Origin of the sequence: Indibacter alkaliphilus LW1, assembly GCF_000295935.2 — a bacterium.
GTDB lineage: Bacteria > Bacteroidota > Bacteroidia > Cytophagales > Cyclobacteriaceae > Indibacter > Indibacter alkaliphilus.
Genome location: NZ_ALWO02000054.1, coordinates 18,775 through 44,184, shown reverse-complemented (window position 1 = coordinate 44,184; position 25,410 = coordinate 18,775). Strand labels below are relative to the sequence as shown.

At 41.8% G+C, this 25,410-nt stretch carries 18 protein-coding genes; 2 read left to right on the top strand and 16 right to left on the bottom strand.

Going from position 1 to position 25,410, the window contains the following annotated elements; translation table 11 throughout:
- The first annotated feature begins 137 nt into the window (after positions 1 to 137).
- Together A33Q_RS20950 and A33Q_RS20945 are read left to right on the top strand one after the other, a co-directional pair.
- Positions 138 to 527, top strand: a complete 390-nt coding sequence (locus A33Q_RS20950; RefSeq protein WP_009035351.1) for a VOC family protein — start codon at positions 138 to 140, stop codon at positions 525 to 527.
- A gap of 48 nt (positions 528 to 575) precedes the next feature.
- The gene (locus A33Q_RS20945) at positions 576 to 1,031 is read left to right on the top strand and encodes a DUF1801 domain-containing protein (RefSeq protein ID WP_009035352.1); all 456 of its coding nucleotides are present in this window, start codon (positions 576 to 578) and stop codon (positions 1,029 to 1,031) included.
- Positions 1,032 to 1,254: 223 nt separating this feature from the next.
- Here A33Q_RS20945 and A33Q_RS20940 read toward each other — a convergent pair whose 3' ends face one another.
- From A33Q_RS20940 to A33Q_RS20865, 16 genes are all read right to left on the bottom strand, one after another.
- Entirely contained in the window at positions 1,255 to 3,255 is a 2,001-nt protein-coding gene (locus tag A33Q_RS20940) for an alpha-amylase family glycosyl hydrolase (protein ID WP_009035353.1), read from the bottom strand.
- A 36-nt stretch (positions 3,256 to 3,291) separates the two neighbouring features.
- The gene (locus tag A33Q_RS20935) at positions 3,292 to 5,412 is read right to left on the bottom strand and encodes an outer membrane protein assembly factor BamB family protein (protein WP_009035354.1); all 2,121 of its coding nucleotides are present in this window, start codon (positions 5,410 to 5,412) and stop codon (positions 3,292 to 3,294) included.
- Positions 5,413 to 5,425: 13 nt separating this feature from the next.
- On the bottom strand, positions 5,426 to 6,406 hold the full coding sequence (locus tag A33Q_RS20930; protein ID WP_009035355.1) for a nucleoside hydrolase: 981 nt from the start codon (positions 6,404 to 6,406) through the stop codon (positions 5,426 to 5,428).
- Positions 6,403 to 8,097, bottom strand: a complete 1,695-nt coding sequence (locus A33Q_RS20925; RefSeq protein WP_009035356.1) for a GMC oxidoreductase — start codon at positions 8,095 to 8,097, stop codon at positions 6,403 to 6,405. The genes A33Q_RS20930 and A33Q_RS20925 overlap by 4 nt, the downstream gene beginning before the upstream one ends.
- 21 nt (positions 8,098 to 8,118) lie before the next feature.
- Positions 8,119 to 9,024, bottom strand: a complete 906-nt coding sequence (locus tag A33Q_RS20920) for a sugar phosphate isomerase/epimerase family protein (RefSeq protein ID WP_009035357.1) — start codon at positions 9,022 to 9,024, stop codon at positions 8,119 to 8,121.
- Between the two features lie 2 nt (positions 9,025 to 9,026).
- On the bottom strand, positions 9,027 to 11,228 hold the full coding sequence (locus A33Q_RS20915; RefSeq protein ID WP_009035358.1) for an outer membrane protein assembly factor BamB family protein: 2,202 nt from the start codon (positions 11,226 to 11,228) through the stop codon (positions 9,027 to 9,029).
- Between the two features lie 50 nt (positions 11,229 to 11,278).
- Positions 11,279 to 12,835, bottom strand: coding sequence for a RagB/SusD family nutrient uptake outer membrane protein (locus A33Q_RS20910; RefSeq protein ID WP_009035359.1), 1,557 nt, complete (start codon positions 12,833 to 12,835; stop codon positions 11,279 to 11,281).
- 12 nt (positions 12,836 to 12,847) lie between these two features.
- Positions 12,848 to 16,156, bottom strand: a complete 3,309-nt coding sequence (locus tag A33Q_RS20905) for a SusC/RagA family TonB-linked outer membrane protein (RefSeq protein ID WP_009035360.1) — start codon at positions 16,154 to 16,156, stop codon at positions 12,848 to 12,850.
- A 115-nt stretch (positions 16,157 to 16,271) separates the two neighbouring features.
- The gene (locus tag A33Q_RS20900; RefSeq protein WP_009035361.1) at positions 16,272 to 17,249 is read right to left on the bottom strand and encodes a FecR family protein; all 978 of its coding nucleotides are present in this window, start codon (positions 17,247 to 17,249) and stop codon (positions 16,272 to 16,274) included.
- A 45-nt stretch (positions 17,250 to 17,294) separates the two neighbouring features.
- The gene (locus A33Q_RS20895; protein ID WP_009035362.1) at positions 17,295 to 17,861 is read right to left on the bottom strand and encodes an RNA polymerase sigma-70 factor; all 567 of its coding nucleotides are present in this window, start codon (positions 17,859 to 17,861) and stop codon (positions 17,295 to 17,297) included.
- A gap of 202 nt (positions 17,862 to 18,063) precedes the next feature.
- Positions 18,064 to 19,188, bottom strand: a complete 1,125-nt coding sequence (locus tag A33Q_RS20890) for a glycoside hydrolase family 43 protein (RefSeq protein ID WP_009035363.1) — start codon at positions 19,186 to 19,188, stop codon at positions 18,064 to 18,066.
- A gap of 33 nt (positions 19,189 to 19,221) precedes the next feature.
- Positions 19,222 to 20,244, bottom strand: coding sequence for a UDP-glucose--hexose-1-phosphate uridylyltransferase (locus A33Q_RS20885; protein ID WP_009035364.1), 1,023 nt, complete (start codon positions 20,242 to 20,244; stop codon positions 19,222 to 19,224).
- Positions 20,245 to 20,258: 14 nt separating this feature from the next.
- On the bottom strand, positions 20,259 to 21,428 hold the full coding sequence (gene galK, locus A33Q_RS20880; protein WP_016255684.1) for a galactokinase: 1,170 nt from the start codon (positions 21,426 to 21,428) through the stop codon (positions 20,259 to 20,261).
- Complete coding sequence (gene galE, locus A33Q_RS20875; RefSeq protein ID WP_009035366.1) at positions 21,418 to 22,422, bottom strand: UDP-glucose 4-epimerase GalE; 1,005 nt, start codon at positions 22,420 to 22,422, stop codon at positions 21,418 to 21,420. Before galE ends, galK begins: the two co-directional genes overlap by 11 nt.
- Positions 22,422 to 23,531, bottom strand: coding sequence for an aldose epimerase family protein (locus A33Q_RS20870; RefSeq protein ID WP_009035367.1), 1,110 nt, complete (start codon positions 23,529 to 23,531; stop codon positions 22,422 to 22,424). Before A33Q_RS20870 ends, galE begins: the two co-directional genes overlap by 1 nt.
- Positions 23,531 to 25,390: a glycoside hydrolase family 2 protein gene (locus A33Q_RS20865; RefSeq protein ID WP_009035368.1), complete on the bottom strand. Its 1,860-nt coding sequence runs from the start codon at positions 25,388 to 25,390 to the stop codon at positions 23,531 to 23,533. The genes A33Q_RS20870 and A33Q_RS20865 overlap by 1 nt, the downstream gene beginning before the upstream one ends.
- Between the last annotated feature and the right edge of the window lie 20 nt (positions 25,391 to 25,410).

Below are 25,410 nucleotides of genomic sequence, written 5' to 3'. Positions count from 1 at the left end.
TTTCTGAAAAAAAGCAGCAAATGAAAACAAGACACACCTACCTGATCTCCTTGATCTTGACATTTTTGTCAGGATAATATCTTAATTTGGTATTCGCAGAAAACGGTGCTAATGAAGCAACGAATAATATAAAAACCATGAAATTAGGAGCATTTTCGATTAGCCTCAGCGTCAAAGACCTGAATACCTCAAAAGAGTTTTATGAAAAGTTGGGTTTTCAAGCTTTTGCTGGAAGTATGGATCAGAATTATCTGATCATGAAAAATGAAAATTCACTGATCGGTCTTTTCAATGGAATGTTTGAAGGCAATATCTTAACTTTCAATCCGGGTTGGGATGAAAATGCCCAAGAAATTGAACAATTTGAAGATATCCGGGAAATCCAGAAGCAACTGAAAAAAAGCGGCCTTTCATTGATGAGTGAAGCTGATGAAAGCTCTGAAGGACCAGCCAGTTTGATGCTTACTGATCCCGACGGAAATATCATATTAATTGATCAGCACCGAAGTAAAAGCAAGGCTCCCTGAAGCTGTAAGGTAAGTCAAATTTCATGATCTCTTTGAAAAATCAAACAAATGAAAACACCCGGCAATACTGTTGAAGAAATATTGGCCAATGTTCCTGAAGAGAGGTCTCTTCCTTTCCGGAAATTACATGATGTCATCATGAAAAATCTTCCTGAGGGGTTTGAGGCAGGGATCAGTTACGGTGGCTTGGGTTATGTGGTACCCCATTCAATCTACCCTTCGGGATATCATTGCAAACCCAGTGAACCCCTCCCATTTGCCGGTATTGCTTCCCAAAAGCATTCGATTAATTTTTACCACATGGGTATTTATGCAGATCAAAAATTGATGGATTGGTTTTTGAGTCAATATCCCAAACATAGTTCTAAAAAACCTGATATGGGAAAAAGCTGTATACGCTTCAAGAAATCTGAGGAGATCCCTTATGAACTCATCGGACAATTAATGCGAAAAATCAGTGTACAGGATTGGATCAAAACATATGAAGGCAAAATAAAAAAGTGAACCAGTCGCTCAATGTAAAAAAAGAGCAATTTTGTACAACTCATTTGCCACCACGTTGGACTGACCCAAAATGTAAAATAGAAAAGCTGGAGAAGTTAATATCTAAATACCCGCAGAAAGTAGCAATTTATAATAACAACTTAAAAACACCAACGCCAAGTGGTTGAGTTCCAAAAGCCATTTGATACGCAAAAACGGTGGTTCAACTATCAATAAACTTAAACTATTGAAATTCAAATATGAAAACCTGATAGGGTTCTATTTGAATTTCAGGACCTTTATCTCTGGCCACAAAAATCCTGCTTGACACTAAATCTTTTACTGAACTGAAATGGTCAGCTTGCATTTGCTCATTAAAAATCAGATTCATGTTAAAAGAGGCTTCAGAAGAGGAGAGATTCATCAATACCAGTAACTTTTGATCTTCAGTCTCTCGCCAAAATGCAAATAGCTCATCAGAACTTGTCTCAAAGGAATCCAGTTTTCCTTTGATTAAAGCCGGATTAGAAACTCTCAACTGAATTAGCTTTCTGTAAAATTCAAACATCCCTGAATCATCCTGATCCGAAATGGGCTGCTCATCATCATAAACAGGTTTGGAAGTATAGGGGTGGGTCAAGTTCCCAACTTCCTGACCTTGATAAAGCATGGGGATTCCAGGAAGCGTAAACACCAGGCTGGAAGCTAGTTTTGCCTGTTCAGAACTATGATGAGAAGGAAAACGGTGAAGATCATTGTTTTCTGTGAACCTTAGCGTTCTAAACGGAAATTCATTGTTTCCAAAGACAGCTTCTTCGAGCAATTCCATTCTTTTTGCTTTATTCGGGTGGTTAAAAACCGTCATGCTTTCTTTGGTATTGTATTCATATTCCCAGCTCCATTGAGAAACCCACAACGTGTCACTGGTCCAGTCGTAGGCTGCATCATAGCCAAACTCATACACTTCTGGTTCCATCGCTTTGGCTTCTGCCAGTAGCAAAATATCAGGCTTTATACCTTTCAGCTCATTTCTCAGCCTTAAACCAAATTCAGGTTTTCTGGCCATCACACCCCAAATGGCATCAAACCTATACCCATCAATATCAAATGCATTGACCCAATGCTTACACGCTTCCAGCATCCAGCGCTGGACCTCCTCATTGTCATAATTGAGGTTGACCAAATCATTCCAGAAGTAGTTGATAAATCCAAATTCATCTACGGTATAGTGTGAGGAGTATTTCGCACCATCGTGCTTGGTATGGTAATAATCATCATAATGTGACCGATTCTTGTTTTCAATTCTATCTACTGCATAAGGATGGTGAATACTACTATGATTGATCACCAAGTCAAACAACACCTTCATGCCATGGGCTTTGGCTTCCTTGATCAAGGCAGCAAGTTCTTCATCGCTCCCAAACTCTTCCTTTAGGGAAAAGTAATCTACAATATCATATCCCTGTCCCTTTCTGTGGGTTTTAAAAACAGGTTGAAGATAGAGGGTATTAATGCCCAACTCTGCCAATTCTGCAATCTTTTTGCTGATGGAAGCAAAGCTCCTCTTATCGGTAAAATTGGAAGGTGTCAATTGGTAAAGAACTGCGTGCTGCATCCAAGGATGCTGTTCATTGGAAGGTCCAAATACTTCGAAAGAATCCCGAACTTTTCTAAACATGAATTTAAAAGTCTGTTCCCCAAACTTAGAGGCATTAGCAAAATCAATAAAATAATCCCCATCGGCTTTTGGTTTTTCAATCCTCACCCTGTCTTGGGAATCAATGGATATAATCAATCCTTCCGGGTTGGCACCTTCAGGCTGAACAGTATAAGACAGCCTTTCTGCAAATGGGTTTTCTAAAGTTTTCACTTCTATCCATAGATTTGCTCCATCCTCCTGAGCCAATTCTGGAAGCAGGATAGGAACCGGATCAAAACCCAATTCAAGTTTCAATGTATCTGAAATAAGCTTTTTCCCCTCAGGATCTAAGGCAAGCACAAAATGATTCTGTATTTCTTTCAGTTTCACTTCTTGGCTTATCTTTCCCTCAATGATTTTAACTTTTGAAAAGATTCCATTCTGACCTATCCAGGCATGATCCAATTTTAGCTCAGTCTCGCCGGAAACCACCTGATTGACCGACCAAACTTCTGCACTGTTTTTATCCCAAGAGAATTCTTGGGCAGTAGTTCTGAAGGAGACGAAGAGGAAAAAAAGAAGGGCAAGTTTAAAGTTTATATTCATTCTAAAATGAGTTTGTCAAATTGGGAGTCATTGAATTCAATCTTGTGGAAGGGCAAAAGCAACGTAACTGTCTCCTGAGGGAGCACCTAATTTGTTGCCACCACAGGCAATGACTACATATTGCCTGCCGTTTGCTATATAGGTGCTCGGGGTAGCAAACCCTGCTGCTGGAAGCATTCCTTCCCAAAGGAGCTTGCCGGTTTCCTTGTCATAAGCCCTTAGCTTTTTATCCTTGGTACCTGCTATAAACAAGAGGCCGCTTTGGGTAACTATTGGGCCGCCATAACTTTCAGCTCCGGTGGTTGGAATGCCTTTTTCCACTAGCTCCGGATATTCTCCAAAAGCGATTTTCCATTTATACATGCCTGTGTTCAAATCAATCGCACTCAATGTACCCCAAGGAGGGCTGATGGCAGGTAGCCCATTGCTATCCAAAAATTTTGAAAAGCGGTTGATTTTATAAGCCGGCTCAGGAGCGATGGGGCTATTTCCATCCATACCAGGTTCCTTTTTGGCAACAACCTCCTCTGTTTTGTATAAATAATCCAATAAACTTGCTCTTTGACTGCTTGAAAGTTGTGTAAATGCTGGCATCATTCCTTTTCCATTTTGAATGATGGTTTGGGCAGCCATTCTGGATAAATTACCTTCCAGCTTATCCAATGCAGGGTATCCACTTAAAGGGTTGCCTGACCTGTCTTCCATATGGCAGGCTGCGCATTGGGTTTGATATACCCTTGCTCCTTCGCTCAGGTCAGCAAGACTTTCTTCTGTTTGTGAAGGCCCTAAACCAAGAATCCAGGCCATTTCACTGCTATTGACATAAAGTACTCCTTCTGGGTCTGCGGCAGCCCCACCCCATTCTGCTCCTCCATCAAGACCGGGAAAGACAATACTCCCTCCCAAGCTCAAAGGAGTGAATGGACCTTCATTTCTCAAGGAAGCTAAAGTCTGCTTGAGCTCTTCCTTGTTTTCTGCATAAGGACTGATGTCATGTGGTGCTAATGTCTGTCTTGCAAACGGTGCAGGCAGTTTGGGAACAGGCTGAGTAGGCCAACTCTGTTCACCGGGAATATCGGATTGGGGAACAGGTTTTTCATCAATTGGAAAGACAGGCTCTCCAGTCTCCCTGTCAAAAACAAATACATAGCCATGCTTGGTAGTTTGGGTTACAACATCAACTTGCTTTCCTGCAACATGGATGGTCAATAAATTGGGCGCTGAAGGCAAATCCCTATCCAGAATATCATGATGGACAATCTGATAATGCCAAATTCTATTACCCGTCGCAGCGTCTAAAGCAAGCAATGTATTGGCAAAGAGGTTTTGTCCTGGCCTGTCTTTTCCATAAAAATCATAGGCGGCACTCCCTGTAGGGATATAAATAATTCCTCTTTGCGTATCCAAAGCCATTCCGGCCCAGTTGTTAGCACCTCCCACTCTGGTGTTTTTATGTGCCTCTTCAGGCCAAGTATCAAAACCAAACTCTCCAGGTTTCGGTATGGTATGAAACACCCATTCCAAGGCCCCGGTTATAACATTGAATGCCTGGATATGCCCCATTGCAGCATCAGTTCCCTCAGACACTCTCAATGGCATGATAATCAAATCCTTATAAATAGTCCCTGGTGCATTGGAAATTACCATTTTCTGGTCAGCCTGCTTACCTAAACCTGACTTAAGACTGACTTTTCCATTTTCACCAAAACTTTCCACCAATGTTCCATCTTTGGCATGCAAAGCATATAGCCATTCCCCTTTTGTATAATAGATTCTATTATCCTTTCCATTTCCCCAGTAACTCAATCCCCTACTAGTAGAAAACTGATCATGATCTTCTGTTGGCAACCTCCAAATTTCCTTGCCGCTGGCAGCATCTATAGCAAATGGTCTGGTCGTTGCTGTCATGCCATACAATACCCCATCAATAATGATGGGGTTGCACTGAATCTGACCGCTATCGCCTGTGTGGTATTCCCATGCCTTGCTGAGTTGTGATACATTCTCTCGATTGATCTGGGTGAGTTTGGAATATTGATTTCTCCCGGGACCACCCAGAAATTCAGGCCAGTCACTCACTGAATCTTCAACCGCGCAAGCCAAAAAAAACAATGACCCTATCAAGAAGGAAATGCTGAATACTTTGTTTTTTTTCATGACAAGTTTAAGCTTACTTTAAATATGGTGTATGCATCATCAAGGTATTGATTAGATCTTCAACCTCTTCAGGAGCCATGTTTTCCAATAGAATATAGTGATTCCCGCTACCCTTTTTCCAATAGTTATAGCCATCAGATTTTAAAATCAACTTTCCTCTTTCGAGCTTATAAAATGGTTCTGCACCCAATGCCGCCACCAAAACTGCCGTTTGGTCCCAGCTCATTCTACCGCCTTTATCTTCCTCAGCCATTGGAATTGAAATGCTGTAAACATCTTTGACCGGGCTTTGGGCAATGGAATTGTTATGGATCAAAGGAAGGCCTGTATGGATTTTATCACCGATTTCAAATCCACTGAGCACCCACTTTCCCATCCAATTATCATTGACATAATTTGCGGATACTGCATCCATTTCAATGTTAAATTCCATCCCTTCAGGAAACTTGCCTGCCATTGACACCAATGTTTTGACTTTGCTGTGCATCAGCTCCTTTCCCGAAAGAGGGCTGATGTCATCGCCCTGAGAGCGAAGCAATTCGGCTATGTTGGAAAGAAATCCTACTGTGACAATGGTGACACTTCCATTGTCAGCTCTTGAAAGCAATTCCCTGTACAGTCGGACCGCATCTTGATAAGGTTCATCTGAGAGATAGTGGTCGTATCTACTTATCAGAGAATCTGACCAGAATTGCCAATCTCTCAAATCCACACCATAGGTACCTGAAACCCCAATCGGGGTTTTCCCTTTTCCAAAATAGCTGTTGATGATAGCCAGTACATGGCCGACATTGTCATAATTCGTGCTTGCCATGGTTGACAAGAGCTCAACTTTCCCTTGGTCCTGAAAAGCGTGGACCATAGTCAAAGCTCCTACATCATCATAGTCAGGGCCCATGTCTGTATCAAAAATCAATTTTACAGTTTGGCTGAACGAGCTGGAACTAAACAGAAAAAAACAGCCTATCAGCAGTTTATATCTTACATGCTTCATAAATTACCTTTTTTAATTTCATCGATAGCATAATCCACTGCTCTGGCTGTGAGTGCCATATAAGTCAGTGAAGGGTTTTGACAAGCACTGGAAGTCATACAGGAACCGTCTGTTACAAAGACATTTGGCGCTCCCCAAACCTGATTATGCCCATTTAAAATAGATGTTTGGGGATTCCTGCCCATTCTTGCAGTTCCCATCTCATGAATTCCCAGACCTGGCGGCTTTTGGGTGTCCTGGGCATAAATATTTATAAATCCAGCCTCCTCGAGCATCTCCCTACCTGTTTCAAGAATATCATCAAGCATCCTGAGTTCATTTTCCTTGAATTCACAATCAATTTCCAGTTGTGGCATTCCGAATGGATCCTTCCTGTCTTTAGATAGGGTCACTTTGTTTTCATAATATGGAAGACACTCTCCCATGCCTGTCATCCAAAGATCCCAGGTGGAAGGCCTGCTCATGGCAGCCTTAAGTTCATATCCCAGACTTTGCTCGGAATAATCAGCCATTCTTCTATTCCCTCCGGCTGCAAAAGCATATCCTCTGGCAAATCCCTTTCCATCGTTTCCTTGAAGGTTCCTAAATCTAGGGATGTAAACTCCAGTAGGTCTTTTTCCAAAGGTGATTTTGTCTTGGAACCCATCGTACTCACCCCCTAGGCTAGCCCTGTAATTATGATCCATGAGGTAATGTCCCAAAACACCACTGTCATTTCCAAAGCCTTCTGGAAACCTGCTTGAAGTTGAGTTGAGCATCAATGCGGTGGTATTCAAAGTACCTGCATTTAAAAACAGGATTTTAGCATAAAACTCCTCCTGCTCAAGGGTCTCTGTATCCAGAATTCTGACACCTTCAGCTTTTCCACTTTTCTCATTGTAAAGGATTTCTGTGGCAAGCGCATGAGGTCTTAAAGTAAGGTTGCCTGTTTTGGCTGCTGCAGGCAGGGTGGCTGAGTTACTGGAAAAATAACCTCCAAACGGGCATCCTCTGGCGCACTTATCCCTATACATGCAGGGGCCTCTGTCTTCAACTTTTTGAGATAAATTAGCCGTTCTGGAAATTATCAACCTCCTATCAGTCCACTTACTTTCTATTGATTTTCTAAAATGTGTTTCCAGGCAGTTCATACCCATCGGAGCTAAAAACTCCCCATCGGGTAGATGTGGAATACCGTCTTTGTTTCCTGATATTCCCACAAAGCGCTCTACATAGGAATACCAAGGAGCCAAATCCTCATAGCGGATGGGCCAATCAATAGCCAAGCCATCCTTCAGGTTGGCTTCAAAATCAAGGTTACTCCAGCGCTGGGTCCATCTTCCCCAGATCAGGGACTTTCCCCCAACTTGATAGCCCCGGATCCAACTAAATGGCTTTTGCTGGACATAGGGCTGTTCTGCATCCTTGACAAAAAAATGTTCTGTGCTCTCATCAAAGGCATAGCAGGAGGCTGCTATTGGATTATTTTTCATCATTTCATCAGGCAGCCTGCCACGGTGTGGCAACTCCCAAGGTGCCTTTGTGGCAGTGGGGTAATCGGATATATGCCTGACATTCCTTCCTCTTTCCAGCACCAGGGTTTTCAAACCCTTCTCTGTCAATTCTTTTGCCGCCCATCCTCCGGAAATACCAGAGCCGACTACGATGGCATCATAAGTTCGGGAAGCTTTTTGGGTGTTTTGAATATTCATCTCAACAGTAGGAAGCTAGTTTTACAAAAACACATTTTTCACGTACTCCCTACTTTTTTTCAGGTCTTCTTTGAGGTCATGGGTAGGCTGTCTTTCATAAGAAAGCTCAATGGTGAAATCCCCATTATATCCAACTTTCTTTAATGCACGGGATATACCATGAAAGTCAGTCGATCCAGTACCAAGGCTATCCGTCCAAAGCCCCTTTTCATCCTGATCTCTTAAATGAATGAAGGTGATTTTACTCCCATAATCATGAATAAATTTAACCGGATCAATGCCAGACCTGATCAGCCAGTTGACATCTGGTCCAAGGTTTATTTCAGGGACCCTTTCTAAAGTTCCCAGGAAATCAACCTGATCATATTGCATTTCAAAAGTATGGTTGTGGAGGTTGGGGTCTATGCCATTGTCATGACATATTTTGATAACTTCCCTGAGAATCATGGCCTGATCGTCCAATTCGGGTTCAGTCTTTTTCCGACCTGCATCCCCTACTGTTATGCCAAGGTGTGAAGCTCCTACCAGAGATAGGTTCCTAATGATTTTCTGGGCATCTTTTCGGATATGACCATGCATGGAACTGTTCCACATATCCCCATAGAAGGAAGCACCGATTACAGGGATGCCGTATTCACCGATAAGCCTTCTGAGCTTTGGTACTATTCCTTCATTCCTTAAATTGGCATCCATGATCTCAATACCATCCAAGCCGGCATATTTGAAATCTGAGAATATTCGGTCCAAAATAGGGGTGCTGTCCCAATCGGGTGGAAACTGACTTGCATACATCCAAAGGTGGGCATGGATTTTTCTGTTTCCATTTCTTTGACCCAAAGCCATTGATGACAAAGGAAGAAAAGGGCCTACAGCAGCTGTTCCCAGCATTTTCACAAACCCTCTTCTTGATATATTAAACCAATCCATGTTTACTTATTTTCTTTAGGTAAAGCAAATGCCACATAAGCATCACCAGAATGTCTTTCAAGTTTCCCCCCTCCACATGCGATCACCACATATTGCCTCCCATCGACCTCATAGGTCGCAGGAGTTGCAAACCCACTAGCAGGAAGGTCAGCCTGCCACAATAATTTTCCTGTCTTTTTATCAAAAGCCCTGATCTTCTCGTCCTTGGTCGCTGCAATGAATAGCAATCCTCCTGCTGTCACTACCGGACCACCATAATTTTCTGTGCCTGTGATATCAGCTCCCAAAGCTTTCATTTCTTCATCCTCACCCAGTACAGTCTGCCATACATGCTCGCCGGTATTGAGGTTGATGGCTGTCAAAGTCCCCCAAGGTGGTGCTATTGCCGGCAAACCTTCCGGAGACCTGAATTTGTTGTATCCTGAAATATTATATGGAAGCTTTCTGAAAGCTTCGATTTTAGAAATGTCTTTTTGAAAATCTTGTTGCTGTTCTGCTTCTAAGTTGAGCACGAAGGCTGCGATGGCATCCTTTTCTATATCGTCCAAAAACTGAAAGGCTGGCATCATCCTTCTACCAGAATTGACTAGGTCCAGGAACTGGATTTTTGAATAACGTTGTTCAATTCCCAGCAGAGAAGGGTTTTCTTCCGTTCCGGTTCTGTCTGCACCATGGCATGTCATACAATGCTGTCTGTATAATCTGTGTCCTGCCTGCAGGTAATTTTCTGCGCCTTCGTGGTCAGGGTCAGCGTCCAACATCTGCATGATCCAAGGAACTTCATTGGCGTTTACGTATAGGTAGTTGCTAGTAGGATCCACGGCCGGGCCTCCCCATTCTGCTCCCCCATCGAATCCAGGAAAAATAATGGTTCCTTTTTTGGATTGAGGAAGAAACATTTTGCCTGTATTGTAAGATTCAAGTCTTCTCTTCACATCATCATAGGAAGCTTTTGGAAGATAGGGGTTGATATCATCTACAGTAAAAGATTGTCTTACAAAAGGTTTAGGCAACCTAGGAATAGGTTGGGTTGGCCATAGCCTTTCTCCAACTAGCTCCGTATCCGTATCTACTGGAACTTCATCAATTGGAAAGACAGGTTCCCCAGTTTCCCTGTCGAAGACATAGACAAATCCTGTTTTAGAGGTTTGGGTGACAGCATCAATCTTTTTCCCATCTTTATCCACGGTAACCAAAACCGGATAAGAGGAGGGATCATAATCCCAGGTATCATGGTGGATGTATTGAAAATGCCACTTGAGCTTTCCGGTGTTGGCATCCAGTGCCAACAGGCAATTGGTATATAAGTTTGAACCTTTTCTTTTGCCTCCATAGAAATCCATGGCAGCGGAGCCTGTGGGAGCAAAAGCAATTCCTCGCTCATGGTCAATGATCATTCCCATCCAATTGTTTCCACCACCTGTCATCAAAAGTGCTTCCTGATCCTCCCATGTTTCTGAACCCGCTTCTCCAGGGTTAGGAATGGTGTGGAAAATCCATTTTTGTTCCCCTGTTCTCACATCATAAGCCCTGATATGCCCCGGGGCAGCATCCATAGACTCAGACACCCTTGTACCTGTGATGACCAAATCCTTATAAACAGAAGGAGCTGAGGTAGCTGTGATGAAGAGATCACTTACATCTCTACCTAAACCTCCATGTAGATCAACCCTACCATTATTACCGAAGCTTTTATCCAGCTTGCCAGTTTTGGCATCTATGGAATTAAAATAATGCCCGGTAGCATAGAATATCCTTTCCTTCCCTTTTCCATCTGTCCAATAGGCAACTCCTCTGTTATTATTCAGGTTAAAATGCCCGAATTTATCACCCTCAATTTCCTGAAAAGGTGTGAAAACCCATTTCTCTTTACCTGTGGCTGCATCTAATGCGATTAGCTTAAGCTGGGGTGAGGTACAGAACATTGTACCCTCAATAATAATGGGATTACATTGGATCTGAGAATGAGCTTCATAATCAGCATCGCCTGTATTGTAGATCCATGCGACCTCTAATTGGTGCACATTTTCAGTGTTAATTTGATCCAGTGAAGAATATTTGTTTCCTGTAACATTCCCACCAACTTTATTCCAAGATGAATAATCCGGTGTCTTGACAGAAGTATCACAACTAAAAACAAAAGGCAAAAGCACTACCACCCATAAAGCTTGCTTTATGGCACATACAATTTCACTTCTCATCATATACTTGGGGGTTGAGCCGGAGCTGTCTTCTACAGCTCCGGCAATTTATATTAGTAACCTGGGTTTTGTTGAAGATTAGGGTTGGCTACAAGAATATTCATTGGAATTGGGAAAATAGTCCTGTATGCTTCACTTTGCTGCTTCTCCCATCTGGGTTCTGTGTATTTACCAAATCGGATCAGGTCCTCTCTTCGCTTACCTTCATAGGCAAATTCTCTTCCTCGCTCATTCAGAAATTCATCAAGAGTAAGCGATGCCGGAGTATAAACAGCATCTGGATCTCCTGGATCAAAACTTCTGGCACGTACTTGATTGACCAACTCCACAGCTTCACTGTTTGCTTGACCTCCATTTAGCCTCATAATGGCTTCAGCTTTTATAAACATCATTTCAGCCAACCTGAAAACAACAAAATCATTGTTCATATTCCAGATATTACCCCTCTCGATTTCATACTTCTTATTCCTTACACCTTGGCCATAACCCCCGTTAGGATTCATGAGCATATCAATTTCAGGAGTTATGGTCAATTGTTGCCCATCCTGATCCCACCAACCCCAAACAGGTTCAGTTTCTTCTTCGTCGTACCATTGAGGCCCAACTATCCACTGATTGATTCTGTGATCATTTTCCTTATACATCCTGTAAAACGCTTCTTGGGTAACAGTTTTCCCCCATGGATAATCAGGAAAATCAAACACATCAATCATGGCACCTGGTAGGTTTTGGGCGACCATATTAAACCCAGGAGCAAAATTGAAGTCATAAGGTACTACGAAGATATTTTCCTGGCTATGTTGGTTCATTACCTTGAAAGGTGCATCCCAGGTAGGATCCAGACTGTAAAGTCCGGAGTTGATGACTAAATCCGCCGCATTTGCTGCATCCTGCCACCTTGGAGCACCCGAATAAACTTCAGCGTTCAGATAAAGTCTTGCCAGCAATGCATTTGCAGCAGACTTGGTGAATTTACCATACCAGTTACCATCGTTCTTTTCACCTAGTAGATCTCTATTTTCAAGGATTTCGTTTTCAATCCAATTGAAAACGTCTGCCCTGTCCCAATTGCTCACATTGGAAATTTGCATGCTTTCACCTACGGGGATATTTCCATAAGCATCCATGGCATAATAATGGTAAAAGGCCCTTAACATTTTGATCTCTGCTATCATCTGCTGCTTAGAAATCGGTAAATCAAAATTATTGAAATCAAGATCTTCCAAAACTTCCAGAAACTGATTGCAATAACCTATGCCCTGAAAATAGTTGTACCAATTCCACTCCAACCAGTCCAAAGCAGATGTCCATGTATGCTGATGAAACTGTACCCACCTTCCATTTTCGAATCCTTGATTGTTTTTCACAGTTGCTACGGCTTCATCTGTACCAAATGTCGCCATGGACCAATGCATGTCGTAATGAATAAATTGAAGAAAACTATACGGCAAAGCATATGCTGCGAGTACCTGATCGGAGGTCTGATAATAATTCGCTGTAGTAGTGGAACTATAGACGTTTTCGCTGAGATCATCACAGGATGTGGTGATCAGAATTCCCAAAACTGCTATCGGAATGATTATTATATTTTTAATTGATAGATTTTTCATGGTTTTCCGGGTTTAAAACTGTGCTGATAATCCTAGAGTAAATGTGCGGGTTCTCGGATAATAATTATTATTGAACTCAATACCCGGTCCGCTGAATGGGTTCACTCCTAGCTCGGGATCCATTCCGGAGAAATTGGAAATGATAAGCATATTCAAGCCTGTAGCGTAAAGCCGTAGGTTTTTAAACGGGAAGGTATACCCAAGCGTGACATTATCAACTTTTACATAATCTCCACTTTCCAAATAATAATCTGAGAAAAGCATCTGGTCACGAATAGGGTTATCCAGCGCTGATACAAACAGATTCGTTGATGTAAATGTATTTACATTGTCATGGAATATATTTTTAGCGTTCAGAGCTTTAAAACCCGCGGCCCCACGTATAAGAACTGAGGCGTCAAACCTTCCAAAAATAAAGGTATTTGTCCATCCAAAATTATATTTGGGAATACTGTTGCCCAAGTAATGGAAATCATTGTCACCAATCTGTTCTTTTGGAACAGCTTGATTCTCCCTATTGTAGAACAACCACTGCCCCGCTTCATCAAATCCGGCAAACTTTCTACCATAGAAAACAGCGACCGGCTGACCTGCAGCAAAGCGTTGCACATCTCCACCCCATCCAAGGCCTATTCCTGTGATATTTTGGGCAGAGCCCTGGAATTGGTCACTGGAAATAGAAACAATATTATTGATGTTTCTTGCGCCTACAAAAGTCATGTTCCATCGCATGTCCTGCTTTTTGATAATAGCTGCATCCAAAAGCACCTCAAACCCTCTGTTCATCATTTCACCGGCATTGGCAAAAATCTGAGGATAAATATTTGGTGGCATCTGGGCAGTATAATTACCTATCAGATCCCTGATTCTTCTGTCATAAAAATCAAAAGATCCACTCAACCATGAAGTCCTGAATAGGGAAAAGTCAACACCTACGTTCCACTCTGACTTAGTTTCCCACCTTAGATTTGGATTCGGGTTGATATTTGGACCATAAGAAAGCACCCATGATGCATTATCCGGGGTGCCTGAATAGGCATGTTGTGTACCCCAAGGGAAAGGTCCAACTGTGGCCAGTGACTGATAGGGATTTAAAGAATCCTGATTTCCAGTCACTCCGTATCCAGCTCTAAGCTTTAGGCTCCTGATCAGGGAAGAACCCAATAGAAAACCCTCTTTGCTTAGCATCCATCCACCGGACAAGCCTGCGAAAGTTCCCCATTTATTGGCTGCTCCCAAGACAGACGCCCCCTCTCTTCTCACACTTGCATTCAGCAGGTATTTCTCATTGTAATCATAAAGCAATCTACCGAAATAAGCCACGATGGTCCTCTCATTGGCAAAGCTGTTCATATTCACTCCTCCCCTGACAAAACCAGGAGTAAGGTTATTCAGAGCAGCACCGGCACCAAGGTTGTGATATAGGAAAGCATTGGTATTGAAGTTGTTGTTTCCTGCTCCAAATCCTTCACTGAAAATATTCTGATAGGAATAGCCCGCCAACAAGTTGAAGTTATGCCCTGCTAACTCCTTTTGATAGTCCAGCATACCCTCAAAGACATTATTAGTAATAGTATTCAGGTTTCGGGAAGCTTGGCCTAACAAGCCGCTCTGTCTTTGATAAAGTAAATTATTGTCTGTGTAAGATCCAGAAAGAAAATCCTGAACCGTAAAGGAGTAAGTGGCTATTGCTGAAAGATTTGGCAAAATGCTATAATTGGCATTCAAAGTACCCAAAATCCTTTTTTCAAAACTGTCATTCGTATTCAATAAGGTATTGGCTACCGGGTTCCATTGGCTCCCCTGACCTATCTGTGGAGCTTCAAAGAAAGTCCCATCCGGATTTCTTACAGGAAATGTCGGATTCATGTTCAATGCCTGCCCAAAACCAAAGTACTCTGCAAAACTTTTGGTGTCAAAAGAATTGGTAATACCTGCTGAAAAATCCAATTTATCATTCAATGCCTTTGTGTGTAACCTGAAGGAACCATTGACAAACTTTCTGGAGGAGACCAAGTCAATTCCTTTAAAATCCTGGTAATTGACCGATGCAAAATAATCTGTGTTTCCAGAACCTCCGCTTACTGAAAGGTTATGACCATGACTTATAGGAGAGTCACGAAGCAATTCAGAAAACCAATCTGTATCAAACCCTTGATCATTGGCTTCCAGACCATATTCGTTCGCGAAGTTTTTATATTGTTGGGCATTCAGCACATCATACCTTCTGGCAATGGATTCTGTTGAAGTATAGCCCTGATAAGAAACTCTGACCGGCCCTTTTTGTCCTCTTTTTGTCGTAATCAAAATAACTCCACCTGTTGCTCTAGAACCATAAATTGCGGCTGCTGAACCGTCTTTCAACACATCTATGGACTCAATATCCTGAGGAGCTATTGTTCTTAAATCCCCTCCAGGGACACCGTCTATTACAATTAAGGGTTGGGCACTACCTTCTCTGGAAACTGCCCCTCTCAAAGAGAAGTCTGCTGTTGCGTTTGGATCCGAACCGTTGGGCCTCGTGATTGCCAGACCAGCCACCTTACCTGTAATCAATGTCAGTGGATCAGCAATCATTCCCGGGTTGAAATCCTCAGCTTTCACTGTAGCAATGGAACCTGTTACTGTTTCTCTTTTTTGGGTTCCATATCCAATGACCACCACTTCATCCAGATTGGACAGGTCTTCTACCAATGTAATATCGATATTGGTCTGATTTCCGACAGGAATTAACTGGGTTTCATATCCAATAAATGAAACGACAAGTGTTTCCCCTTGATTTGCATCAATGACAAACCTTCCGTCTATATCTGTCACAGTGGCCCTGGAGGTTCCTTCTACAAGAATGGTAGTTCCGGGAACTGGTTCACCTTGTTCATCTAAAACACGGCCTCTGATTTCCTGAAAATTTGCATTGGAAATCACTTCTTCTTCATATACCTGACCGTTATTTTGCTGAGCTACAGCCTCACTTCTCAATACAAAAATATTGTTATTGACCCGCTTGAAATCATAATCAACCTGCTCGGTGATTTTCTTCAATACGGATTTCAGATCACTGCTGTAATTTAGAGTGATTTTTGTCTTTTCTTTAGCTACCTGCTGGTTGTATGCAAATACAAAGTTTGTCTGCTTTTCCAGGTCAGCTAGGACGTCCAAAAATGGCATATTCCTGACCTGCACATTAACATGGTAATCAGCCATGTTTTGGCTTGATGTCGGCTCTGCAACAATTGCCTGTATTACAAGCAATTGGAGCAGAAAGTACTTAATGGTTTTTTTGGTCCAGCGCACAATTAGCTCTAGTAAATTATTTTTCATAATTTTGGGGTTGTTAATTAAACATAAGGGCGGTTTTTTCGCCTGATAAAAACCGGAGTTGCGCCAACAATTCCGGTTTACTTTTTAGAGGGGTTTATTTTTCCATAGGCATTTCTTAGTTTTTACATCCTTTATAAATCACTCGAAGCTTTTTCTCACCTTTCCATACATATTCAAAATCCACCAGGTTTTCCAATCCATAAAGTACAGAATACAGGTTGTTATTGGGAAAGGAGGCTTTGATGGCACAGCTTCCATCAAACCCTACAAGTTCAATTTCAAGATTATAAACTCTTGCCAATCGATTGAAAACCTGGTCAAGGCTTTCCAGATTAAAAGCTATAGTTCTGTTCCTCCAATCCAGATAATAATTGATATCAATTTCTTCAACAGTAAACTCCTTTTGTGCTCGCTTAAAAATTGCTTTTTGATTCGGAGAAAGAATTACCTTTTTCTCAGAATCCTCTGCACTTGAAACTTGTACACTTCCTGTTTTTACAGCAACCACTACATCATCTCCGTTGTAGGAATTGATATTGAAAGAAGTTCCAAGAACTTTTGTAGTCACTCCGTTGGATTGTACCAAAAATGGCCGCTTGGTATCCTTTGCTACTTCAAAAAACGCCTCACCTTTTACCTCAACAGTTCTGTTATCCTTGTCAAAAACTTCAGGAAACCTGATCTCAGAAAGTACATTAAGATGGACCTTCGTACCATCTGACAATGTAATCGTTGCCTTCTGCTCTTGATTGGTAGCTTTTGCTATCATATTGGAGTTTGGTATTTCTCCGATTCTTTGAAAGAAGAAAATAGATATCGCAGCTATCAAAAACAGTACAGCAGCATATTTCATTGCATTGAGAAAAACTTTCCTATTGATTTGTTTTTTTGCAGGCACTTCTGAATCAATCACTTTATTGATCGAGGACAACATTTTAGCTTTACTCAAAAACTCTTCTTCATTATTTTGAAAAGGGTAAGCATCGGACTTTTGTGCCTCATCAAACAATTTAAAAATCAATTCATCCTCTTCAGGACTTGTGTCTCCGTTTGCCTGTTTATCTAATAATTTTAAAAATTTATGCTTGTCCATCTTTTGCTTGCTTTGATGGAAAGACACATGAATGGAGCCTACTACTTACAAGAAGGCGAAAAAAAATAAAATATATAATTCACCTATATTTTTTCTGATCACTTTCAGTGCTCTATAAATCTGGGTTTCCACAGTCCGGATGGAAATATCCAGCCTTTCTGCAATTTCTCTATTGGATAAATGTTCCTCCCTGCTCAACCTGAAAATTTCCCTACACTTCTCAGGTAGGGATTCTATCGATCGATGGATAAGGCCATTCGTTTCCTGGAACTCAAAATCTAGATCGACCGGGTGCTGTAATGGTAAATTCCCCAATACATCATCAATTTGAGAGGTATTTTTTAAATTTCTAATAGCATTTGAAATCCGAAATTTAACTGCTCTGAAAAGATATCCTTCCAGATTATTGATGGGATTGGATTCAGCATTTTCCCATAGCTTGATGAAAACTTCCTGTACAATATCCTCACATATCCCTTGGTCCTGAAAAATCTTATAGGCGTATAGGTACAGTCTTTTCCAATACCTTTCAAAAATAAGGTCAAAGGACTTTTTATCTTTTTTGTTTAGCCCTTCACAAAGGATACTATCGGAAATTTTGGGTTTTAACATATATTGGAAAATCTAAATTATTATTTTTCCCCGTTTAAAAAAATTGATTTTATATACAAGCAAAACCCTGCTCTTCCAATTATTCATTCTTTTTATATTCCATACTTTATTTTCATAAATTAAAGTTTTTTAGTACCATAAGGGCTTCTGAAAAATCTGAAATTTATTCCACAATTACCTTCAAAAATCTATTACACGAATCTCACTTTTCAGAAGTAGTCGGACCATGGACCTCAAGTTTTCCGTTTTCATCTATGCTCATCCTGTCTATAAACACCAGACGTTCCTGCCCTGTCTTTTGCGTTCGACCATGATAAACTGCATACATTTCTTTACCATCTGAAGAGAACAATACTGAATTGTGACCTGTCCCTGTTACCACCCCGCCTGTTTCAGTGTTTTTTTCTATCACAGGGTTGTTGGATGCTTTCTCAAATGGCCCCAATGGAGAGTTACCTGTTGCATAGCCTACAGCATAATGTTCACCTCCAAAATGGTTTGCAGAGTACATGATGTAATAGGTCCTCCCATGCTTAAAGGTAAAGGAACCTTCTGTCCATCTTCTATTTACTTCTCCACTGCTTACCGAACGGCTTTCCCACTCTGCCTGTTGGTCGTTCATGCTAACAGGGGGTCTGAGCAAAAGTACAGGCTCTCCGGTTACACCTGAAAAATCCGGCTTCAATTCCACCCCGTACACCCAGCTTTCTTCAATCTCCTCAAAAAGACCTTCCTCCTTAGCCCAAACAGCTATTTCAGAATCTACAGGATGTTTGTAGCACGCTCTTGAGTAGTAAAGGTAAAATTTACCATCATCATCTTTGAACACATTGGCATCAATAATCGGATAGCCCGGATCGAAAAGTGGTTCATCTTTAAGATCTACAAAAGGACCTTTGGGGGAATCCGCTACAGCCACTCCTATCCTAAAATTCTCTAAATCATTCTCTGGATTTACACGCCAATCGGCACTGTAAAACATATAATATCGCCTGTCAAACTTATAAACCTCGGGAGCCCAAAAATTAGCTATACTCCAAGTGTCATCAGTATTGCCATAAAAAACCTGCCCTAAATGATCCCAGTTTTTTAGGTCCTCTGATCCATATACTACGAAGCCGTCCTTTGCCCCTGCCCCTGTACCATACATATAGAATTTCCCATTACCGTCATCGAGAATAAAGGGATCTCCAAAAGCTACATCCAGAGGATTGTTGAATTCCTCAGGTAGGGATTCTTCATTTTCAGATTCATTCCCCTTACAGCCCAAAAGCCCCAAGAAGAGAAGGAATACTACCGGATAAATTACATGTTGTTTAATCATCATAACACTATTAATTTTAATGTAATTAAGATAATATCAAAGCGCTCTCAACACAGATGCTGCCTTTTCAGCAGTCAGGTCTCTTTGGGGGTTGGCAAGCATTTCATAGCCGACCATGAATTTTTTTACAGTCGCAGAACGCAGCAATGGTGGATAGAAAACCATATGCATATCCCACTCGGGATGATCTTTACTGTCTGTGGGGGCTTGATGAATACCTGCTGAATAGGGAAAGGAAACATCAAAAAGCTTGTCATATTTCATTGTCAGTGTTTTGTATGCATCTGCAAAATCCCGCATCTGATACTTATCTAAAAATCTTAATGATTGTAAGCGGTATTTTGGCGCAATCATGGTTTCAAAGGGCCAAATAGTCCAAAAAGGAACGAGTACCACAAAGCTGTCGTTTTCATAAAGTACTCTTTCACCTTTCTTCAGTTCCTCATAGACATAGTCACAAACCATACTACTGCCTTTCCTATCATGGTAATCTTTGAAGTTCCTTTGCTTTTTGTAAGGTTCATCCGGAATACTTTCCTGTGCCCAGATCTGTCCGTGGGGATGTGGGTTAGAGCAGCCCATCACTTCTCCTTTATTTTCAAAAATCTGGATATAGTTGATAAAAGGCTTATCCCCCAACTCTATATATTCTCTTTTCCAGCTTTTGACCACCTCAGTCACTTGTTCAATTGATAGTTCGGGAATTGTCTTGGAATGGTCAGGTGAAAAGCAAAGCACCTTGCAGATCCCTTTTTCACTCTTCGCCTTAAAAAACTCCCCTTCAATATATTCTCCTTCGGGTACTTCTTGGGTCAATGCCCCAAAATCATTTTGGAATACAAAAGTATCTGAGTAGTCCGGGTTTATCTCTCCTCCAACCCTTTTGTTGCCCGGACAGAGAAAACATTCCGGATCGTAAGACAGGCCTTTAGTCTTAGTTGTTTTTTCCTGTTGACCCTGCCAGGGCCTGTTTGACCTGTGGGGTGATACCTGTACATACTCCCCAGTAAAAGGATTGTATCTTCTGTGGCTATGCTGTTCGAATGAAAATGAACTCATAATGTTTTTTTAAATTAAATTAACCTGGCTCCATCTTCAATATTGATTTCATAAATCCCAGGCTCCCTACAGAAAGCTTTGATGAACGATGACCTGAGTTGGCTGATACTATCCTCTTTTCCCCTACGGGCTATGAGGTTTAGGGTACAGCCCCCAAATCCCCCGCCCATCATCCTGGCACCATATATAGGATCAAGCTTTTTGGCTTCTTCCACGAGTAAGTCCAATTCCTGACAACTCACATCATACAATCGGCTCAGGCCCTCATGGGAGGAGAACATCAGCTGTCCGAATTCTTTGCTCAATCCTGATTTTAGGTAATTGCCTGCGCGGATTACCCTGCTATTTTCTTCTAAGACAAACAGACATCTTTGGAATATTTTATCAGACATTTCACTCTTCGAGTTATCAAGCATTTCCATGCTTACTTCCCTTAGACTCTCTGCTTGAGGGTATTTCCTATTGATGATCGCAATTCCCTCCATGCATTCAGCTCTTCGTTTGTTATATTCTGAGTCTCCAAGACTATGGCTCACTTTGGTGTCCAAGAGGACAAAACTGCAATCTTCCAACTCTATGGGAAGGTATTCATATTGGAGGCTTTTACAGTCTAGCCTGATTGCCTGGTTGCTTTTCCCCATCACAGATGCAAACTGATCCATGATCCCACATTTCACTCCTGCAAAGTCATGTTCAGCCTTTTGAGCAATATGAATCATATCCCTATTGGAGATTTCATTACCCATCAGCCTACTGATGCCCAATACTGCTGCACATTCAAGGGCTGCCGACGAAGAAAGTCCTGAACCAATAGGAATATCACCGCCAAAAACAGCATCAAAGCCAATAAGCTCAAGGCCTCTAGATCTGAGTCCTTGCATCACGCCAAGGATATAATTTGCCCATCCTGTATTGATTGGTCTGAGCTCCTCATTTAGATTGACACTGATCTCCTCACCCATATCCAGTGAAACAAGACTACAGCAATCTGAACCATTATTGGCCAAAGCCAAGGTAATCCCCCTGTCAATCGCTGCCGGAAGGACAAACCCAAGATTATAATCCGTATGGTCTCCGATCAGGTTGATCCTGCCCGGGGCATGGACCATCATCGGCTCTTTTTTAAAGCGCCTCTTAAATTCGTCCCTGACTTTATTTTTCAAGTTTTTGCTATCAATCTGCATAACTTCCATTTTTTGGTCCGTTTTCCCAACTCCAAGCTGATCTGATGATCTCCTGTAAATCTGTCCAACTGGCTTTCCAACCTAAATCTTCCAATGCTTTTGATGGATCCGCAATGAGTGAGACCGCATCGCCTTCCCTTCTGGGCGCAAAGGAATAAGCAGCTTTTTTTCCTGTCACGCTTTCGGATGCTTTGATTACTTCCAATACGGAGTATCCCGTTCCAGTCCCGAGGTTGAAGGCAGTAGATTTTCCTTTCCTGTCAAGGTACAAGAGTGCTTTCAGGTGTGCGTTTGCAAGGTCTTCCACATGAATGTAATCTCTGATGCAGGTACCGTCCTCAGTAGGATAATCCTTACCAAAAACCTTCAGTTCAGGAACTTCTCCTTTGATATTTTTGAGCACAAGAGGAATTAAGTGGGTCTCAGGATCATGGTCTTCCCCGATCAGGCCATCTTCTGACGCTCCAGAGGCATTGAAGTATCTCAGAAAAACGAAGGATAACCCATGTGCCAGATGATAATCCTTAATTGCCTGCTCCAGGAAGTATTTACTCCAACCGTATGGATTTAGTGGCCTCTGGGGATGCTTCTCATCAATGGGGATATAATCTGGATTGCCATAAGTGGCACAGGTACTGGAAAGAATGAATTTTTTACAGCCGTACTTTAGTATGACATCCAAAAGGGTGAGTGGCTTGGAAAAGTTGTTGAGATAATACTTCCCAGGTTCTTTGACAGACTCACTAACGTAAGTGTATGCTGCAAAATGAACTACAGCATCAAAAGCATATTTCTCAAAAAGTCCTTCCAGCAGTTTCCTATCTCCAATATCACCCTGTACAAATACAGGCTTTTTGTCTGAAATATGCAGAGACTTTTGATGCCCATATTCAAGGGAGTCCAGCACAACTACTTGGAAACCTTCGGATCCAAGAAGCTTACAGGTATGAGATCCTATATAGCCTGCACCTCCTGTTACAAGTATGGTGGTCATTATTCTCCTTTGGTTTTGAATTTATAAATACACTGATGGGTATAGGTCTCTCCTGGCTTCAGCGATACCGAAGGGAAGTCAGGCTGGTTGGGTGAGTCAGGAAAATGTTGGGTTTCCAGGCAAAATGCACCTCGGTAATCATACACCTTCCCTTGCTTTCCCTTTTCACTTCCATTTAAAAAATTCCCAGAATAAAACTGCAATCCCGGTGCAGTTGTATAGACTTCCATTTTGATTCCTGAATTTTCGGAAAATACTACAGCTGCCAATTCCAATGCCTCAGGGGTATTTTTGGATAAAACCCAATTATGATCATATCCTCCTCCGTATTTCAGCTGAATTTCTTCCAGTTCAATAGCTGCTCCGATAGCTTTGGAATCCCGGAAATCGAATACCGTCCCTTCTACTTCGGAAATTCCACCTAAAGGAATCAGGTCCTGATCCACGGCGATGAATCCATCAGCAACAATCATAAGGTGATGGTCAAGAATATCCCCACTTCCTGCCCCGTTCAAATTAAAGAAAGAGTGGTGGGTAAGGTTGACAACAGTTAACCTGTCAGTCTCAGCTTCATAATTTATGGTAAATTCCCCCTCTTCATTCAGGGAATAGATCATTTTAACAGAAAGGTTTCCGGGAAACCCCTCTTCTCCATCTTCTGAAAGATAGGTGAATACTATTCTTGAGGGACTGGCTTCCTCCACAATCCACCTGACATTATGAAAACCTTTAGGTCCACCATGAAGAGAGTTTTGGCCATTATTCTGTGCAAGTCTGAAAGTCTCCCCTTCCAGCTCAAACACTCCATTTGCAATCCTATTCCCATACCTGCCTATGGAAGCTCCAAAATAGACTTCTGAGCTCCCTTCGTATTCTTCCACTGTTTCATACCCCAGCACAATGTCTGTGGACTGTCCATTTTTATCAGGTACCCAAAGTTCCATCACCCTGGCTCCAAAATCAGTCACCTTGATTTTTATTCCCCTGGAATTTTCCAGCCAATAAATATTATACTCCAGCTCATTGTTTTTTCCATTATTCTCACCTTTTGAGCAGGCGAAGAAAAAAAGAGGAAGTAAGAAGGAAATTAAAAAAAAGCTCCTTTTCATTACTTTAAATTGACTTTGATTTTGTAAAGTTTATCATGCAGCTTATTCATCAACTTCTCATCAAACTTGACCACTTTCCGGTCATAGGTCATCAAACCATTGATTTCAATCTCCACATCAGTAGTCTGAGTATATACAGCAGCAGAAAGTCCTTTTGGAATCAACTTTTCCATTGTTTCGATCAATTCTGCATACCTGTCTGACAATTCCTTTTTGTTTTTGAAGCTCTGATATCCCCAGTTGTCCTTTTCCTGCCAGGTGTGGTTCTCTATTGGAAGACCCAGTCCACCAAACTCACCCAAAACAATAATATTGTCCTTGCCATAAATTCCCGGGTCCGGCATCACTGCTTCAGGGTAACTGTGAAGGTCTATCATGTCTCCGGTAATTTTGGCCCCATCTATGATAAAGTTTCCTCCACTAGCAGAATTCACCAGTCTGGAAGGATCGTATTTTTTTGTCCATTCTGTAATTTCCTTTGTTTTAAACTGTCCCCAGGCTTCATTAAATGGAACCCATACAACAATGGATGGAAAATTATAATTGGCGTCTATTATAGATTTCCATTCTGTTCTGAAAATTTCTTCAGATTCTGCTGTTCTATCTCTTTCGGTACCTTTGCCAACTATGCCCAGTCTGTGTTCCCAGGCATTGCCATGATCGCCATTGGGCATATCCTGCCACACCAACATACCCATTTTGTCGCAATGGTAATACCACCTTGCCGGTTCAACCTTCACATGTTTTCTGATCATGTTAAAACCCATCTCTTTGGTCTTTACGATATCGAAAACCAAGGCCTCTTCTGTAGGAGCTGTGTAGAGCCCATCTGGCCACCAACCCTGATCTAGGGGGCCGTATTGAAAGACAAACTTATTGTTGAGCAGCATGCGCTGGTTACCGTTGGAATCATAACCCATACTGATTTTTCTAAGTGCAGTGTAACTTTTCACCTGATCCAGTGTACTGTTGCCTTTTACAAGCTCTACTTTCAAGTCATATAGAAAAGGGGATTCAGGAGACCAATAGCGTGCATTGGGAATAGGAATTTCAAGTTCATCACCCAAATCGCCGGTACTCTCAGCCACCTTGCTTCCTTCAGCCAGTACAGTAACTTTAACTTTGGTTCCTGTTGGGTTTCCATTGAGTTCTGGTTTGATTTTAATGAGGTTTCTGTCAAAGTCCGGCGTAGTTTTCAGGTTCGAAATGAAAGTTTCAGGAACTGTCTCCATCCAAACGGTCTGCCAGATCCCTGAAACCGGGGTATACCAGATAGCATGAGGTTTTTTCACTTGCTTTCCTCTTGGCTGTGGCCCGTCATCAGATGGGTCCCAAACCCTTACAGCAATTTCCTGAGATTTTCCTCTTTTTAAAGCCTGGCTGATATCAAAATAAAAAGGATCATACCCTCCTCTGTGGCTGCCAACAGATTGGCCATTAACAAAAACTTCAGCTTCCCAGTCAACCGCTCCAAAATGAAGCAATACTTTACCTTTTCTTTGGTTATTGTTGATGTCAATTTTTCTAAAGTACCACAGCTCATTATCCTTTCCCACATTTTTTCCTACTCCGGAAAGCTGGGATTCCACAGGAAAGGGAACTGTAATTTTTCCCTGAAAATTTTGAGGCATATCACTGCCTTTAGCCAGAATAGCATAATCCCATAGGCCATTGAGGTTTACCCAACCTTCCCTCTCCATCTGAGGTCGGGGGTATTCAGGATGTGGGGCATCTTTGTTCACATCTGCAGACCAGGGACTGGAAATGACAGGTTGTTGATATTCTTCCTGTGCATAGGCCATGCTGAGGCCCAAGAGTGCAATAAGGGAAACAGAAAATATTTTAAATAATGCTTTCATAGGTTGTTTGGGGTTTAAGG

Coding starts and splice junctions, on each gene's coding strand:
- A33Q_RS20950 (WP_009035351.1), top strand. CDS start 138: ATGAAATTAGGAGCATTTTCGATTAGCCTCAGCGTCAAAGACCTGAAT.
- A33Q_RS20945 (WP_009035352.1), top strand. CDS start 576: ATGAAAACACCCGGCAATACTGTTGAAGAAATATTGGCCAATGTTCCT.
- A33Q_RS20940 (WP_009035353.1), bottom strand. CDS start 3,255: ATGAATATAAACTTTAAACTTGCCCTTCTTTTTTTCCTCTTCGTCTCC.
- A33Q_RS20935 (WP_009035354.1), bottom strand. CDS start 5,412: ATGAAAAAAAACAAAGTATTCAGCATTTCCTTCTTGATAGGGTCATTG.
- A33Q_RS20930 (WP_009035355.1), bottom strand. CDS start 6,406: ATGAAGCATGTAAGATATAAACTGCTGATAGGCTGTTTTTTTCTGTTT.
- A33Q_RS20925 (WP_009035356.1), bottom strand. CDS start 8,097: ATGAATATTCAAAACACCCAAAAAGCTTCCCGAACTTATGATGCCATC.
- A33Q_RS20920 (WP_009035357.1), bottom strand. CDS start 9,024: ATGGATTGGTTTAATATATCAAGAAGAGGGTTTGTGAAAATGCTGGGA.
- A33Q_RS20915 (WP_009035358.1), bottom strand. CDS start 11,228: ATGATGAGAAGTGAAATTGTATGTGCCATAAAGCAAGCTTTATGGGTG.
- A33Q_RS20910 (WP_009035359.1), bottom strand. CDS start 12,835: ATGAAAAATCTATCAATTAAAAATATAATAATCATTCCGATAGCAGTT.
- A33Q_RS20905 (WP_009035360.1), bottom strand. CDS start 16,156: ATGAAAAATAATTTACTAGAGCTAATTGTGCGCTGGACCAAAAAAACC.
- A33Q_RS20900 (WP_009035361.1), bottom strand. CDS start 17,249: ATGGACAAGCATAAATTTTTAAAATTATTAGATAAACAGGCAAACGGA.
- A33Q_RS20895 (WP_009035362.1), bottom strand. CDS start 17,861: ATGTTAAAACCCAAAATTTCCGATAGTATCCTTTGTGAAGGGCTAAAC.
- A33Q_RS20890 (WP_009035363.1), bottom strand. CDS start 19,188: ATGATGATTAAACAACATGTAATTTATCCGGTAGTATTCCTTCTCTTC.
- A33Q_RS20885 (WP_009035364.1), bottom strand. CDS start 20,244: ATGAGTTCATTTTCATTCGAACAGCATAGCCACAGAAGATACAATCCT.
- galK (WP_016255684.1), bottom strand. CDS start 21,428: ATGCAGATTGATAGCAAAAACTTGAAAAATAAAGTCAGGGACGAATTT.
- galE (WP_009035366.1), bottom strand. CDS start 22,422: ATGACCACCATACTTGTAACAGGAGGTGCAGGCTATATAGGATCTCAT.
- A33Q_RS20870 (WP_009035367.1), bottom strand. CDS start 23,531: ATGAAAAGGAGCTTTTTTTTAATTTCCTTCTTACTTCCTCTTTTTTTC.
- A33Q_RS20865 (WP_009035368.1), bottom strand. CDS start 25,390: ATGAAAGCATTATTTAAAATATTTTCTGTTTCCCTTATTGCACTCTTG.